19 protein-coding genes are annotated in these 15,360 nt (G+C 42.0%); 17 read left to right on the top strand and 2 right to left on the bottom strand.

The genetic code is table 11. The annotated features are described in order from the left end of the window. Positions 1 to 7 precede the first annotated feature (7 nt). Positions 8 to 919 carry an ABC transporter ATP-binding protein gene (locus M3204_RS16755; protein WP_251484344.1) on the top strand — a complete coding sequence of 304 codons (912 nt, stop codon included), beginning with the start codon at positions 8 to 10 and terminating at the stop codon, positions 917 to 919. Further along, positions 912 to 1,892 carry an ABC transporter permease gene (locus tag M3204_RS16750; RefSeq protein WP_251484342.1) on the top strand — a complete coding sequence of 327 codons (981 nt, stop codon included), beginning with the start codon at positions 912 to 914 and terminating at the stop codon, positions 1,890 to 1,892. The genes M3204_RS16755 and M3204_RS16750 overlap by 8 nt, the downstream gene beginning before the upstream one ends. A 153-nt stretch (positions 1,893 to 2,045) precedes the next feature. Here the strand turns inward: M3204_RS16750 and M3204_RS16745 are convergent, their stop codons facing one another. After that, entirely contained in the window at positions 2,046 to 2,228 is a 183-nt protein-coding gene (locus tag M3204_RS16745; protein ID WP_251484339.1) for a hypothetical protein, read from the bottom strand. Between the two features lie 350 nt (positions 2,229 to 2,578). On the opposite strand from M3204_RS16745, the gene M3204_RS16735 reads away from it, so the two are divergent. Then, positions 2,579 to 2,755: a hypothetical protein gene (locus M3204_RS16735; RefSeq protein WP_251484333.1), complete on the top strand. Its 177-nt coding sequence runs from the start codon at positions 2,579 to 2,581 to the stop codon at positions 2,753 to 2,755. A gap of 36 nt (positions 2,756 to 2,791) precedes the next feature. Here the strand turns inward: M3204_RS16735 and M3204_RS16730 are convergent, their stop codons facing one another. Next, a complete protein-coding gene (locus M3204_RS16730) occupies positions 2,792 to 4,204 on the bottom strand; it encodes a LysM peptidoglycan-binding domain-containing protein (protein ID WP_251484330.1) in 1,413 nt (470 codons plus the stop codon). Positions 4,205 to 4,375: 171 nt separating this feature from the next. Between M3204_RS16730 and M3204_RS16725 the strand changes: the two genes are divergently transcribed. The 14 genes from M3204_RS16725 (at position 4,376) to clpP (ending at position 15,099) form a co-directional block, all read left to right on the top strand. Beyond that, complete coding sequence (locus M3204_RS16725; protein WP_251484317.1) at positions 4,376 to 4,744, top strand: hypothetical protein; 369 nt, start codon at positions 4,376 to 4,378, stop codon at positions 4,742 to 4,744. Positions 4,745 to 4,855: 111 nt separating this feature from the next. Continuing rightward, complete coding sequence (locus tag M3204_RS16720) at positions 4,856 to 5,200, top strand: YolD-like family protein (RefSeq protein WP_251484315.1); 345 nt, start codon at positions 4,856 to 4,858, stop codon at positions 5,198 to 5,200. 484 nt (positions 5,201 to 5,684) lie between these two features. After that, positions 5,685 to 6,374: a ribose-5-phosphate isomerase RpiA gene (rpiA, locus tag M3204_RS16715; RefSeq protein ID WP_251484313.1), complete on the top strand. Its 690-nt coding sequence runs from the start codon at positions 5,685 to 5,687 to the stop codon at positions 6,372 to 6,374. An 86-nt stretch (positions 6,375 to 6,460) separates the two neighbouring features. Next, positions 6,461 to 7,135 carry an AlkZ-related protein gene (locus M3204_RS16710; protein WP_251484290.1) on the top strand — a complete coding sequence of 225 codons (675 nt, stop codon included), beginning with the start codon at positions 6,461 to 6,463 and terminating at the stop codon, positions 7,133 to 7,135. Positions 7,136 to 7,150: 15 nt separating this feature from the next. After that, a complete protein-coding gene (locus M3204_RS16705) occupies positions 7,151 to 7,675 on the top strand; it encodes a cysteine hydrolase family protein (protein WP_251484285.1) in 525 nt (174 codons plus the stop codon). Positions 7,676 to 7,797: 122 nt separating this feature from the next. After that, the gene (locus tag M3204_RS16700; RefSeq protein ID WP_251484283.1) at positions 7,798 to 8,589 is read left to right on the top strand and encodes an aminoglycoside 6-adenylyltransferase; all 792 of its coding nucleotides are present in this window, start codon (positions 7,798 to 7,800) and stop codon (positions 8,587 to 8,589) included. 117 nt (positions 8,590 to 8,706) lie between these two features. After that, positions 8,707 to 9,576, top strand: a complete 870-nt coding sequence (locus M3204_RS16695) for a DMT family transporter (protein WP_251484707.1) — start codon at positions 8,707 to 8,709, stop codon at positions 9,574 to 9,576. A gap of 171 nt (positions 9,577 to 9,747) precedes the next feature. Further along, positions 9,748 to 10,986 carry a glycine zipper domain-containing protein gene (locus M3204_RS16690; protein WP_251484280.1) on the top strand — a complete coding sequence of 413 codons (1,239 nt, stop codon included), beginning with the start codon at positions 9,748 to 9,750 and terminating at the stop codon, positions 10,984 to 10,986. A gap of 9 nt (positions 10,987 to 10,995) precedes the next feature. Continuing rightward, positions 10,996 to 11,778, top strand: a complete 783-nt coding sequence (locus tag M3204_RS16685; protein WP_251484267.1) for a hypothetical protein — start codon at positions 10,996 to 10,998, stop codon at positions 11,776 to 11,778. Further along, positions 11,768 to 12,286: a DUF5381 family protein gene (locus tag M3204_RS16680; protein ID WP_251484265.1), complete on the top strand. Its 519-nt coding sequence runs from the start codon at positions 11,768 to 11,770 to the stop codon at positions 12,284 to 12,286. Before M3204_RS16685 ends, M3204_RS16680 begins: the two co-directional genes overlap by 11 nt. 79 nt (positions 12,287 to 12,365) lie before the next feature. Further along, on the top strand, positions 12,366 to 12,869 hold the full coding sequence (locus M3204_RS16675; RefSeq protein WP_251484262.1) for a DUF5381 family protein: 504 nt from the start codon (positions 12,366 to 12,368) through the stop codon (positions 12,867 to 12,869). A gap of 163 nt (positions 12,870 to 13,032) precedes the next feature. Beyond that, positions 13,033 to 13,698 (top strand): hypothetical protein, encoded by a 666-nt coding sequence (locus M3204_RS16670; protein ID WP_251484261.1) that lies wholly within the window; start codon positions 13,033 to 13,035, stop codon positions 13,696 to 13,698. Positions 13,699 to 13,816: 118 nt separating this feature from the next. Continuing rightward, positions 13,817 to 14,497, top strand: a complete 681-nt coding sequence (locus M3204_RS16665) for a sigma factor-like helix-turn-helix DNA-binding protein (RefSeq protein ID WP_251484259.1) — start codon at positions 13,817 to 13,819, stop codon at positions 14,495 to 14,497. 20 nt (positions 14,498 to 14,517) lie between these two features. Further along, entirely contained in the window at positions 14,518 to 15,099 is a 582-nt protein-coding gene (clpP, locus tag M3204_RS16660) for an ATP-dependent Clp endopeptidase proteolytic subunit ClpP (protein ID WP_251484258.1), read from the top strand. Positions 15,100 to 15,360: the final 261 nt, after the last annotated feature.

The raw sequence follows: 15,360 nt of genomic DNA, 5'->3' as shown, positions 1-15,360 counted from the left end.
GAGAACAATGAGTGATATCACGCTTTCTGTCAAAGGCCTTAGGAAGACGATCGGTAAAAAGGAAATCATCAAAGGACTCGACTTTGATTTAAAAAGAGGCGAAGTTTTTGGATTTCTTGGACCGAACGGAGCTGGAAAAACGACAACGATCAGGATGCTTGTAGGATTGATAAAACCAAGCTCCGGTTCTATCGAAATCGGCGGGTACAACGTTAGAAAAAATTTCACCAAGGCAATGTCTCAAATGGGCTGCATTGTTGAAAATCCAGAATTGTATTCTTATTTAACTGGCTGGGAGAATCTTGAACACTTTGCGAGGATGCTACCTGAAGTCGACCGAGCATATATGGAATACGTTGTTGATCTTGTTCGCCTGAATGAACGTATTCATGACCAGGTAAAAACTTACTCCCTGGGAATGAGACAGCGCCTCGGTATCGCCCAGGCATTGCTCGGAAAACCTAAAGTGCTGATTTTGGATGAGCCGACAAATGGGCTTGATCCGATGGGGATCAGAGAAATGCGAAATTTCATTAGGTATCTCGCTGAGGAAGAGGGTCTTACCGTTCTTGTATCCAGCCATCTCCTTAGTGAAATTCAACTCATGTGTGATCGTGTCGCGATCATTTCCAAGGGTGCCGTCATTAAAGTCGACTATGTAGAAAACCTTTTAGCGATGCAGGAAAGGGTCATCTGGCAAGTCGAACCGCGTGAGACAGCGAAAGACATTTTGAGTGAGGTTACTAGTGTCGTGGAGGGGCCAGATGGGGCGCTGATTACTCCTTATATTGAAAATGCAGCTTCTTCCTGGAATCGCCTGCTGGTTGAAAAAGGCGTCGAAGTGAAAGAAATGAACAGAAAACTTCCGGCACTTGAAGATCTTTTCCTAGAACTCACTGGGGGTGAATCGATTGATTAACCTCGTTAAAAATGAAATGCTCAAAATCGTCCGCAAGAAAAGAATCCTTGTTGTTGCGGGAATCATTGCTGTGCTTGTTGCTCTCTTTACATATTCGCAGTTCAGAGAAATTGAGAGAAGGCTGGAGCGATTTGGAGATGTCGATTGGCGCACAACATTGCAGCAGCAAATCATCGACACGCAAAACAGGATTACGAGCAGCGGGATTAGTGATGAATGGAAGAGCGAGCTCCAGCTGCGAATCCAGCAGCAGCAATACTACTTAGATAACGACGTTAATCCAATGGAACCTGGCGCGCCGACCTTTGTGCGGACGTTCGCTGAGCACTCAATCAATCTTTTCCTTCCCTTGATGGTGATGGTGGTGGCCGCAGACATGGTGTCATCAGAGCGAAGTGCCGGAACGGTAAAATTATTGCTGACAAGGCCGGTGAAACGCTGGAGGGTCTTGATGAGCAAATATATCACTCTGATTCTATCCGTTTCGGTCATCGTCGTGCTTTTCGGTTTACTGTCCTATTTGATTTCAGGTCTGATTTTCGGCTATCAGGGCTGGACAGCACCCGTAATAACGGGGTTCAATGTAGAGGGAAATGAGTTGAACACTAACACTGTGCAAATGATTCCACAATGGCAGTATCTGCTGATGGAGTTCAGTCTAGTATGGTTCGTGGCGCTAATCGTCGGTACAATCACATTCATGCTGTCAGTATTGATCAGAAATACACCAGCTGGGATGGGTGTAATGCTCGCTGCCCTTATTTCTGGAGCAATATTGAGCAGTATGGTATCTTCCTGGGAATCGGCAAAATACCTGTTCATGATCAACTTGAATTTAACCGGCTACCTTTCAGGCCAGGCACCGCCAATTGAAGGGATGACACTTGGATTTTCGCTTTTGGTATTAACCATCTGGGGGATTGCAGCTTTGATTGTTTCATTTGCTGTGTTTATTAGGCAGGATATATATTAGGATGTAAGACCCTGGCCAATTCGGTCGGGGTTTTTGTATTTTATTAGATAGAACTATCGGTAAAAGTCGTTTTCATACAATTCAATCCAAAATAATACCGATTGGGACAGATTTTTTTACGGTAAGAGTAAATATAATAAAGGTTGGAACAGATTATTTCTCGGTTAGAGCAAAAATATCAACGGTTGGAGCAAAAATATCAACGGTTGGAGTGAATATATCAACGGTTAGAGTAAATATATAAACGGTTGGAGCAAAGATATCAACGGTAATAGCAAATAGATCAACGGCTGGTGCAAATATACCGGTTGGAACAAATTTTATTAACGGCTGCATCGGAATTATTACCTGAAGCAGATACTTGGTTTTAGCAAGGTAATACCAGTTCGAGCAGATATAATACCGGTCGGACACCTGGCAGGATTAGCTGGTTCATTTTTTTCATAAAAAAGCTGAAACAATTACGCTTTAAAAACGTATTAAAAATCGAGGTGATCTTCATGTTTAAAATCACGCCGCAGTGCTCGGAATGCGAGAAAGAAATACAGGAAATTTACGTTAAGATGAGATACCCGGACGCGAGGGGGATGACGGAGATCAAAGCTTTTCTTCAGTATGAGGGTAAAATCATTTGTGAAGGGTGTTATAATAAATAATCTTTACATACTTGCGGGAGGAGCTAGACGATGTTAGTAGAAAAACGGGCAGAAAAAAGAAGGATGAAGAAGCAGGATGGAAGTTATAATTTTTGGGATTTTGTGTTTGATGTGCTGTTTTGGATTCCAGAGTTGATCATTTTTCCGTTCAGGGTGCTTTTCATTTTGTTCAGATTCCTCGTAAGGTCGGTTTTTGATGGTATATAAAAATCCTGCGACCATTCTAATCGCAGGATTTTTTCTTTATAGCTTTTTAGCTCTAAAATTATTTTGAAGCACTGGCCAGTTTTGCGGGAAAGGGACTCCAAGCACCCAGAAGCTTACGCCGCGTAATCCGTATTCTTTCACCGTGTTATATTTGGCTTGAACACTTCGGGCATCTTCGTACCAGACTTCGTGCTGCTGTCCCTCTGCGTCTGTATAGCGGAAAAATGGTGATTGATAGGTGTTATGATATTCGATGTTCACACCGTATTGGGCGGCGAGGTTCACTGCAGCTTTTGGACTGACTGTTTTCGCATAGGTTCCCTGTACCCAGGGGATCCGCCAGTCTCTTCCGTATAACGGCACACCCATCATGATTTTTTCTGAAGGAATAGCAGTTACGGCATAATCGAGTACTTTTCTAACTTCGTTTAACGGTGCAATCGCCCATGGTCTCCCACCGGACCAGCCCCATTCATACGTCATGATGACAACGAAATCGACTATCTCTCCATGGGCATCATAATCATGTGCTTCATATAGCAGGCCTTCCTGGTCGGCTCTCTGTTTCGGTGCGAGGGCAGTCGAGACCGTATAGCCCTGTGGATGCATGCGTGCAACCGCTTTTCGTAAAAAGTTATTGTAATTTTCCCGGTCTTCAGGATAGACATATTCGAAATCAATATTCAGTCCGGTATAGCCTTTTTCCTTCATTTTAGCGAGGATATTGGTCAGTAATGTATCCTGCACCGCCGGATTCCTAAGCACGGCAGCTGCCCGGTCAGAGCTGAACGATCCATCAGCGACATTTGTGATTGTCAGCAAAGGAGAGGTATTGGTTGGTCCTGCGGCCTGGAGCACAACGGAATCCTGCAAATTAAGGAGAGAACCGTCTTCGCCCATTCCATAAGAAAATGGGGCGAGATAGGTAAAGTGTGATCCCAGTTTGAGGGCCTCCAGACGGCCTGATTCATTCATCCGAGTAATATAGGCATTTACTTCAATGGCAGGTTTAGATGGCCCAGGGATTCTCAGTACACGCCCAGGATAAATGAGGGCTGGATTTGAAATCCCATTTGCCTGGGAGATTTGGTTAACTGTAACGCGGTACAGTTGGGCAATCGACCAGAGCGTTTCACCAGATTGAATGGTATGAGAGAAATATGGAATCTGAAGCATTTGCCCAACAAAGATTAAAGACGGATTTGAAATGTTATTGTGACTTGCCAGCTCCTGAACTGTTACCCCATAACGAGAAGCAATCGCCCATAAATTATCTCCCTGCTGCACTATATATTCGCGATTCGTTTCAGGGATCACAAGCGATTGCCCGACAACCAAAACATTCGGGTCATCAAGCTCATTCACTAAAATGATTTGATTCATGTCTGTTCGGTAATTCTGTGATATGCGCCAAAGGCTATCTCCAGTTTTAACCACATGGATTTTCATGATATTCACCCTCCAAGTAAAGATCCCTTTTATCATGTTATGCTGGAAAAAGATGTCCTAACTGCAAAGTTTCATCAGTTATAATTTCTGAATATTCAGAATAAAGGGTATACGTTTTGTCAAAAATGTATATAATAGATAGAAAAACTATTAAACAAAGGGGAAAATGGTATGGTTACGTACGGTACTTTTTTACGTTTAGTAGAAGAGGCGGAGAAGTTGAATTGCAGAGTGATTTACGATTCCAAGAAAAAAATCAATTTTAATCCTAACATGTCTATAACGATTCCTTTATCGACCACTTTGGAAAATATTTATGCTTTTGCCCATGAGATTGGCCATTTAATAGACTTCGTCAATGAAGAGCTTGATTATGAAAAATGGCTGAATGACTGGTCCTATAGGATTACCGCAGAAATGAGCGCCTGGGTCCACGCCTATAAAATATTAAAGACACTGAATGTTCCTTTAGATGGATGGAAAGATCATGTCGATTCCAAACTCTCGACTTATTTTAAATACCATGAGGTTATTGCGTAACTGGACTGGCTAATAGGCTGGTCTTTTTTAATGAAAAAATAAAATTTGTATAGTTTACGAACATCTGTTCGGGATATAATAGCTGTAACTACTCCCGAAAGGATGGTCAGCATGAGAATCAGAGATAGAGGGAAAATCAAGTTTATGCCCGCACACTTCATGCCGGAGCATCGATCCTTGCTGCGCGAACTGGCACGTGAAGAACTCCGGAAAGCCAGGCCGCTGCTGGATGAATACGAAATCGAAGAGCTGGAAAACAGAATTTGCTACGCTATGGAATATACATATCCAGTGAAGATTACAAAGTGGGATGATGGATTTACATATGAAGAGAGAGGCCACGTCCATTATCTTGACCCAATCAGGAAGGAGGTACGGATGGTAGCGGCGGATGGGAGTGCAGTGGCAATGAAGTTCGAAGATATTGTCGCTGTGGAGGTGGAAGAAGTCAGATAGGAGGTTTCTATCACTTCGAAGATGGAGTAAGAGCCAGAGAAAGGTCACATAGCCAAGTTCTATAAGCCCGAAATACATGTTTGAGCGGAGAAAGATCCCATAGAAAAATTCTATAAGCCCGAAATACATGTTTGAGCGGAAAAAGGTCCCATAGAAAAATTCTATAAGCCCGAAACGCATGTTTGAGCGGAGAAAGGTCCCATAGAAAAATTCTATAAGCCCAAAATACATGTTCGAGCGGAAAAAGGTCCCATAGAAAAATTCTATAAGCCCTAAACGCATGTATGAGCCAAAAAAAGTCTCATAGAAAAGTTCTATAAGCCCGAATTGCTGTTTGAGACAGAAAAAGGTTCCATAGATGAGTTCTATACGTAGTAAAACTTGCTGGTTGGTCAGATATTGCATAAAAGAAGATTAGCTGATCCTTTTTTGGGTAGAATATCGGCGTTAGTTGGTTGCACAAGAAGATGCAGGAGTGATCATAGTGAATGAAAAACAACTGGTTGGTGAAAAGACGGTTGAATATATTAGTGATGGAATGGTGGTTGGATTGGGAACAGGATCAACCGCTTATTATACGATCAAAAAATTAGGCGAGTTAGTGAGAAAGGGTCTAAACATAAAAGGTATCCCGACATCGGAGCAAACTGCCGCGCTAGCTGTGGAGCAAGGAATCATGTTGGTAGATTTTAAAGATGTGAAACAGATTGATGTCGCGATTGATGGAGCGGATGAGTTTGACGCTGATTTGAACTTGATTAAAGGCGGGGGAGGAGCGCTGCTAAGGGAAAAAATCATCGCCAATGCTGCTTCTACTTTCATTGTCATCGCAGATTCATCCAAAGGATCGGTGAAATTAGGAGCCTTCTCGCTGCCGGTTGAGATCGTAACGTTTGGAGCCAAAATGACCTCGCAAAAAATTGCCGAGCTTGGCTGTGAACCGAAATTAAGACTAAATGGAAACCAGCCATTCATCACTGACAATGGGAACTATATTCTAGACTGCGATTTTAAACAGATTGAATCACCTGTGGAACTGGAAAGGCAGTTGAATATGATTCCAGGCGTGGTTGAAAATGGCTTGTTTGTGAATATGGCTGAAAGGCTGATCACGATTGAAAATGGCGTGCTGGTTGAAAAAACAAAGAGAATTTTTAACGGTGCTTCTGGATGAAGTACCGTGTTTCTTTTTATGGAGAGGGAATTGGTGGTTAGTTATAGAAATACAATGTAGACCATTAGTTGAAGGAGCTGTCTGAGTTGAAGTATTACAAAATAAAGACTTATGAAGAAGCGATTCAGGTCATCGAGGAAGTTGGCTTTCTCCCGCTCGCGCCTTTGGTACCTGAATTCCCGGCGTTGAACACCATTACTGCTCCAGAGTCATGGCATTCGGATACGGAATATGATCCATGGATTTGGAGGACAAGGTTTTCTGTTGATGGCGTTGCTGGCTATGGGAAATTCATGAAGAAAAAGTCCAGCCTGATTTCGCGTGATTTTTTACCATGTTTTAAGGCGATTCTTGGCAGCTATGAAACAGTTGAAGACAGGTACCAAAAAGGACATGTATCGAAAGAAGCGTTGAGTCTCTACCGGGTTATTAGTGAAAATGGGGTCATCGATACACGAGAGTTGAGGACTTTAGCGGGTTTAAGGGATAAAGAGTATAAAAAGGTTTTTGATAATGCCCTAGTGGAGCTCCAAGGAACAATGGACATTGTCATTTCGGGGATCAAGGAAAAAGTAAATGCAGTTGGCGAAAAGAATGGCTGGAGCAGTACATCCTTTGAAACATACGATTCTTGGGCTAGCAGAAATAATATCGAAGCCAAGACCGTGGAAGAGGAAATGGCAAGAGAATACCTATTGAATCATTTTAACCGTGTTGCCAGTGAAAACGCCGTAAAGAAGCTGGAGAAACTACTTTCATAGTATAGGAGAATAAGAATGAAAAACAAAGCATTACTTGTCATCGATGTTCAAAATGGGATGTTCCTCGAAGGAGAGGAAGTTTTCAATGGGAACAGACTGCTGCAAGGTATCAAAGAACTGATAAAGCAGGTCCGTTCGGCCAATATGCCAGTACTATATATCCAACATAATGAATTGGCTGGATATCCCTTGGAAAACGGGACACATGGATGGGAGATTCATTCAGATATTAGTCCTGAAGAGGGAGATATAATTATTCAAAAAACCACACCTGACTCCTTTTTAAAAACAACCTTAGACCAGGAGTTAAAAGAAAAGGGTATCGAACATCTCTATCTCGTTGGCATTCAAACGGAGGTTTGTGTGGATACAACATGCAGAAGCGCATTCAGCAAAGGATATAAGGTTACTTTAGTTTCTGATTTACATAGCACGTGGCCTGGAAATGAACTAACGGCCCAGCAAATCATCAATCATCACAACGGAACTTTACGCTGGTTTGCAGATGTGAAGTCCAGCGATGAGATTCGACTTAATTAGTTTTAGGGAAGCGAATTTGGCTTCATGCATCCGAAGACGGTAGCTTTTATATGGAAGATGGGCTTTGCCTGTAAATGACATCGAAATGGAATTGTATATTTAAAGAGATTAGGAGAAATGGAATGTATACGACAGAGGAGCGAAACACTTTTTTTGATAACACGATCGAGAGGTTGAAGCCCTCCAGTTTGGTGGAGGGGATTGTTCAACTGGGGTCCGGGGTCATTGGATATAAAGATGAATATTCCGATATTGATTTAATGATCGCTGCCTCTAATGCGGAGGATGTGGAAATAACCAAGGACTTCGTCCGGCAAACGCTCGGTGAATTCAATCCGGTCTACATCAAAGAAAAACAATTAAGGGAGAATGTCTATCTTTTAATTGCTTTCATGGAAAATTCTCTAGAATTCAATGTATCGATCGTTCCACTGGATTCATTGAAAGTCAAATCACCTCTCTGGAAAGTGATTGTCGATAGAACTGGATTTGTATCTGAGAGAATGAAGAAGGAAGAAAACCGATTTAATAATCGTACATTAAAGTATGAAGTAAATGAGGATGCGGTTTTTGGTTTTGTTTATTGCGCTCTGAGAATGGAAAAAGAGCTGCGGCGGAATAACTTCATCTACTCACTGAAAATGCTTGAAATGATGAGGGACTACACCTTACAAGTGCAGGCAATGAACGAGGGTAAAAAACTTCATCAGTTTAAAGCCTACGAAACAATGGATCCGCATTTTGTGAAAGCCTACCTTTCTACCTATCCAAATGAAATGAAAGTTCAGCATTTGGCTGAATCTGCAGACAATTTAAAGGAGCTATTTATAGACACAGTCAAACAAAGCTCATTTTTTTCCATAAGCGAAGACTTACTTCAGCTTTTGAAACTAGCTGAACATACTGAAGCTTAGAGACTATCTCTGAGCTTTTTTTATGAAAAAATCATAGAGGGAATCTTGACCATTAAGCAGAATATAGTTCTGTAAAAGGGAGGGGCCGTTTTGGAAAAAACAAAACTTCATCCATTCATGTTCATTGTACTTGTCGTTGTCACTACTTTTCTCATGGGCTCTTCTTTTACCGTCGGAAAGGTTGGATTGAACTATGTCTCTCCATTATTATTGGTTGGTTTAAGATTCACGATTGCCGGTTTGCTGATGGCGGTACTTGTAAGGAAAAAGCTTAAGCCAGAGGAGCTGACTGACTGGGGAAGAATTTTCATCATTGGTTTGGTGCAGACTGCGGGCGTTATGGGCTGTATCTTCCTCAGTTTACGGACGATTACCGCTGGAGAGTCGTCGATTTTAACGTTTACCAATCCATTAATGGTCGTTATGATGGGAACGGTGTTTCTTGGGATCCGTTACAGACTTCTTCAATGGATTGGCGCATTCGTTGGGTTTTTCGGAGTGTTCATCACATTGGGTTTCCACCTGCAGCTGACAGTCGGAACACTATTCGGCTTGGGTGCTGCTGTGTTTTGGTCGATTGGGACGATCCTGATCAAACAATGGGGCAGCCGCTTCAATGTCTGGGTGCTGACGGCTTACCAAATGCTATTTGGAGGCAGCATCCTATTATTGATGGGCCTAACGCTAGAACCACCGAAGTTGACGATCACCCCGATATCGATTTCGATTATTTTATGGCTGGCAGTCATGGCCTCAATCGTTCAGTTTGCGATTTGGTTTTATTTGATCAATCAAGGCGATCCAGGGAAGACGAGTGCTTTCTTATTCCTCGCGCCATTTTTCGGCGTGCTTACAGGATGGGTGCTGCTGGGTGAAGTCGTGGAATGGTATGTCTACGCAGGAGGGGGCCTGATTTTTACAGGGATCTTCTTGGTTAATTGGACATTCAAAGAGAAAATGAGTTTATCATTAAAGGAGAATGGGTAAAAAGACCTTAATATTAATTGGTTAAATAAACCTTTAAACCTATATTTAGGTAAAAATATTTAATTAATAACCATTCTCAAATATAATGAAAAGTATGGAAAACTTCATCAAACCAAAGTCTTATTGGCTCGGTGTAATTAATTGTATTTTTAAAACAGGAAGTGATGGTCCTTGTCTTCAAAAATTATATTCAATATTAATGGGGTCAATAGCTCAGTTTCAGGTTTGAGTCACACGATTTCCCGATTGCAAAGTATCCAGAATAATGTGGCAGGTGTGAGGAATAGTGTGGATCCGCGAATTCTCGCACGGAGCGGGATTAACGGCCGGTTCAGCCGCGCTGCATCATCCTTTGACCGAATTGAGATGAAGATGAACCAGCTTAAGGCTTTTACAGCCAATTCAGCTGAGCGATATGCGAATTCCGATCAGCGCGTGAACCGCCAGGCTGACGCGGTGAATAAAGCGATTAATGCTGCAAGGAAACAGATTGATGAGCGTTTCGCCAGCAATTTATATGAAACATACAATAATACCTATGGCAGATGGGTGGATTTCCTGCATGGAGCACAGTATGCTGCCGGTGCAGGTTTCATGCATTTGCTTGGATTCAGATTCACGGATATCGATGGAGTATTGCGCAAGTTCCAGGTAGTCGATGATGTTTTACTGGGAAAAATGCGTCTGCCAGTCGCTAGCATGATCAATAAAATTGAAAGTTCAAGAATGAATATGCTTGCTCGTTTGATGGTGAGCCCTACAAGGGCATTTAGCAAAAAAACGTTGTCTGAACTAATATACAAGCGGGCAGCCAATTATTTTCCGAAGGATATCGCAGGCCTCAGCAACAGCGTTCAAAAATTGCTTGTTGACGCAAAAAATGGGCCAATATTAAATGCAGTGAAAAATCATTCTGGGAGTATATTGAAAAACGGGCTGAGGCTCGGAAAATCAAATGCAGCGCTGGCCGTATTGATTACTGCAGGTGCAGAAACAATTGGCGCTGGAATCAAAATTACCGAAAATTATAACATGTATAGCGGTGAGAAGTTGAAGGAAGAAAACGCGAAAGTGGTTGGCAGTGCTGTATATAAAACTGCGGTTGTATCCGGGACGTCTGTAGCCGGAGCTGTGGTAGGTGGAATGCTTGGGAGTATAGTCGGACCTGTAGGAACAGTTGCCGGTGCTGCGGTCGGCGGTTTTGTGGGAAGCTGGGTCGGCGACAAGATAGCAAATAAAACCCCTGCATGGGTGGATAAAACAGCTTTGCACTTTAAAGATGGAATTCATAAAGGTACTGAGGCAATTGCTTTTGGTGTAAGTAAGGTGAAGGAAGGCTTTAATGATGTGAAAGCTCATGCTTCGAACTTATTGGGCGGAGCGAAATCAATCATTGGATTTGGAGGCTAGGAGGGGAACATGAATAAAATTTCACTTTCAATAGAGGAGTTAATCTATTGTTTTTACAACGAAGGATTTTTTGAACATGGTAATGCTTTGAAGCAAGTTTATTTCGGGGACTTGGACGATGAGAAAATGGACCTTTTGCTTCAAGTCACGACTCGCTCGCTCCTGTCTAAAAGTCTAATGGTATACGAAAATCACAAATTTACTCTGGTGGAAGAGCTGGCGGAGATTATCTCCATGCTGAATTACTCAGAACAGTCCATCAAAGCCTCCCGTCACGCGGCGAATGGCGGAGAGCAGTCTGTCTCCTTCCATTTTAACGGAAAGACGGTACTACAGCATTCTATGTTATACGATGATCAGGTCCATGTTTTTGAAAAAGTATCTGTAGATGCAGCTGCAGAGTTTATTTCGGGATTTTATCGGGTTAGTAATCGAGGAAACGGCAACGGATTTGAACTAAGCAATGCTGAATTTGAACAGTTGCTTGACTCACTTGAAGATAATCAAAAGCTATTTGATCTCCCTGTGCTGCATGGTGAAAAACAGCAATTCTATGAAACTCTGAAAGCAACAAATGGGTTATTAAATACGTTACTATTTCTGGAATTTACAGAGCAAAAGGAACCCGTAGCAAAAAATGTTGTATTATTTACAAATGATTTAAAGAATAACTGGATCATTGAAAAAAATGAGGATTTCTTTTATTTGAATCAGTGTGATCGCAGAGAAATTTACCAATTAATCAAAAACAATGTCATAGACTCATTGGAAAAGGTGCAATATGGAAAATGAAATGCAAGAGCATAATATAAAAGTTTACGATAATCGTGTCGAAGTGGTCTATACAAGTGGAGGTGCAGGCTGCATGCTGATTGGCGGTGGATTCTTGTTGGTGGCCACACTCTTTATCTTATTTTACATAGTTCCTACTTCAGGGTTCGTCAGGGCTTTTATCGGGGTTATAATTGGTAGCTTTGGAATGCTGTTTTTCGGTACAGTTATGCTAAAGGTTGTTGGGGCATTGCTGACCGGGAAGGCAGTTTATACAGTGCAGGATGGGTATTTCAAAGGAAAGAAACAGGCTGTGAGGATTAGTGAAATTAAAGATATGAGATGGGCTGGAAGTTCATTGAAATATCTCGCCATCAAGACAACAAACAATAAAACAGTCAAGCTGTCCTCCTATAACCTTGTGAATGAAGAAAAAGTGAATCAGGTGATTACACAATATGTCGTTCCTCATGCGACTCCTGAATTTCAGGAGAACTGGGATAGGCGTATGAGCAATAAAGGAGCTTAAATTTATAGAAGCTTGCAGAGATATTCGTTTAGCTCTGCAAGCTTTTTCTTTTAAAATCGATTTGAGAGGTGACCCTTAAATGGAAGAGCATAATATCAAAATATTAGATGACAAGGTGGAGGTTGTATACACAGTTCCCGGTGCAGGCTGCATGGTATCGTCAGCGCTATTTGGCACGTTCCTTTCGGGATTTGTCTTAATGATCGTAGCTCCAGACTCTGGTTTAATAAGAGGCTTTTTCATCGTGATAGCCGGGCTGGTAGGCTTGTTGTTCAGTGGAGTGATTTTATTAAAACTGATTGGAGTTTTATTAGGAGGACGTGTTTTGATTTCTATTGAAGACGGGAAGCTAGCATCGCAAAAAATCATTATTCCCATCGAGGAAATAACCGATATTGAGTGGGCTGGGAGCAGTTTGAAATACCTTGCTATCAAAACAAAGAGCAACCAAAAAATGAAGCTATCAACTTATAACTTAGTCAGTGAAGATAAGATTCAGCAAGTAATAAAACAATATGTCATTCCCAATGGCAATGACGAGCTAAAGGCAAACTGGGAAAAACGTTATGGAATTCATATGTAAACTTTGCTGGGGTATGATACCCAGGCATTTTTATTTTATATATCCATTTCAGGTCTTGTGGTGTAATTTGGGAAATAATACATATTCCACTAGTAAAGCTAAGGAGCCGTTTTCTATGAAAAAAACAGGATTTTTATTACTCGCTTTATTTTCGTTCGTGTTGATGGGTTTTGATGAAAGTAAAATGGAAAACCGGGCTCCCGCTGAGGTGGAGGGGTTTGCGGAAGAAAATTATAGGAGTTTTATCCTCGATATTGTTAGTGACAGTAATGCTGCTGCATTTAATTTTACCAAGGGAGATCAGGATTTGAAACTTGGGAGGTTAATTCCTGAAAATAGACTTGTTATTGATAAGCATCTGAATATCACGGTCGAAGCTCCCGCACATTGGGTTGCTCCCGTCTATCAAAGCGGGGAGCTGAAGAATGCTTTTGATATATATAATCCTTCTAAAGGAAAGATAGCGATTGCAGGAATTTCCTATTCAGGTGGGTTTACAAGAGAAATAGCCTACTTGGAGGAAGAGGAATTTTATCTGCACAGTAGACCATTTGAATTCGATTTCGCGTATTCACCTTCAAAAAATAAAGTACGACCATTGGGAGATAGTTCTATCAGGCAGTTTGAAGAAATTGGACTAGATCCGAATGGGATCACCAAAACAGAATTTATTGCCTTTGTTAAACAACATTTGAAGAATAATTACCCTGATCAATTCAATGAGGAGGGTGTAAACAGGTATCCATATATACTAGGAGGAATTGCGCTGCTCATCCTTATTTTAGGATTCCTTTTGCTCAGAAGGCAAAAGCGTTCGATGAATGGGTAGTATAAAATCACTCGTGCATATAATGAATTCATCGCGAGAAAAAATTTTTCGTAGGGCCGTATCTTTTCTTCTCCCAAAATCCGTTTAAAGGGCAGAGAGGTTCAAAGGAGTGAACAGGATGTACACTGATAAACGAATGAATGCTGCGGAAGCTGGAAAGCTGGAAGCAGTCCAGGAATCTGGGATTATGCAATTTTACCGTGGATTGCAGCAGTATTGCCGTTTTCTTACCCAGAGCAGCTGGGATGGCGACGACCTCGTGCAGGAAGTGATGGTGAAGGCCATTCCCCATTATGAGCCTTCCCAAATCAGCTCGGCTTTACTGAAAAAAATCGCTTATCACCACTGGGTTGATACGATCAGAAAGCAAAGCCGTGAGATAACAGGATTACCTGAAAATCTTGCCTCCTGCACTCCAGGAAGCGTGAGGGATACTGTCGAGATGGTTATTTCCAATTTGACGCCGAAGCAGGCAGTGATCTTTATCCTGAATGAAGCGTTTCACTTCAAATCACGCGAGATTGCCGATCTGATGGGATCAACTGAAATGGCCGTCAAGGCTTCAATCCACCGCGCCAGGAAAAGGCTACAGAGGGAAGGAAGCCTGCGTGAAGTGGGTCAGGATCTGGACGAGGACGAAGAAAAGCTGCTGTCAGACTTGCTTTGCGAATCGCTTCAGTCTGAGGATCCGACTGTATTGCTTGAAAATATCCAGGAATTCCCGTCACTTGCTTCATGCTCACCGCAAATGTCGTTGCACTCCCGTTCACCTCTCTCTAGTTTCAAAATGGCTGCGTAAGCAGAAAAGGGAGGACCCAAATGAGTACAATTCCTTATGTTATCGAACAATCGAACCGTGGAGAGCGTTCATATGACATTTATTCACGGCTGTTAAAAGACCGCATTATCATGCTTGGAGATGAAATCAATGACCAGGTGGCAAACAGTGTTATTGCTCAGCTTCTATTTCTTGAAGCAGATAATCCCGATAAGGATATCTCCATCTATATTAATAGTCCTGGAGGTTCAACCACAGCAGGCTTCGCAATTTTTGATACGATGGAATACATCAAGCCCGATATCAGCACAATCTGTATCGGAATGGCCGCATCTTTTGGAGCGATGCTGCTGCTGGCAGGTACAAAAGGCAAGCGCTTTGCCTTGCCAAACAGTGAAATCATGATCCATCAGCCGTTGGGAGGTGCAAGGGGCCAGGCGACGGAAATCGAAATTTCAGCGAGACGAATCCTCAAGTTGCGCGACCACGTGAACCAACTCATATCCGAGAGAACTCGGCAGCCTGTTGAAAAAATCGAAAAAGACACCGACCGCGATTATTTCATGAGTGCCCAGGAAGCACTCGAATATGGGATTATCGATAAGATTATCACACAAGCATAGTGTAAGGGCTGCCTTGGCAGCTCTTTTTGTTTTTGGGAAATTAAACAGAATTGGTTAAAACGCAAGAGGATATCCACATCTTATACTCGAATTTAAATTGAAAGGTATTTAAAAAATTGTGCCGAGAGACACTCTAATTTCGTGTTGTTGTGAATAGAGTTTTATATAGGTACAACTTCTATCGGTAACTAGAAGAGCAAAAGAATGCTCTTCTCTTACAAATAATCTGAATTATCAAATAAAGGAGGAAATCATGTGCAG

Origin of the sequence: Mesobacillus subterraneus (genome assembly GCF_023715485.1) — a bacterium.
Classification (GTDB): domain Bacteria; phylum Bacillota; class Bacilli; order Bacillales; family Cytobacillaceae; genus Mesobacillus; species Mesobacillus subterraneus_B.
This window is presented reverse-complemented; position numbering and strand designations above follow the sequence as displayed.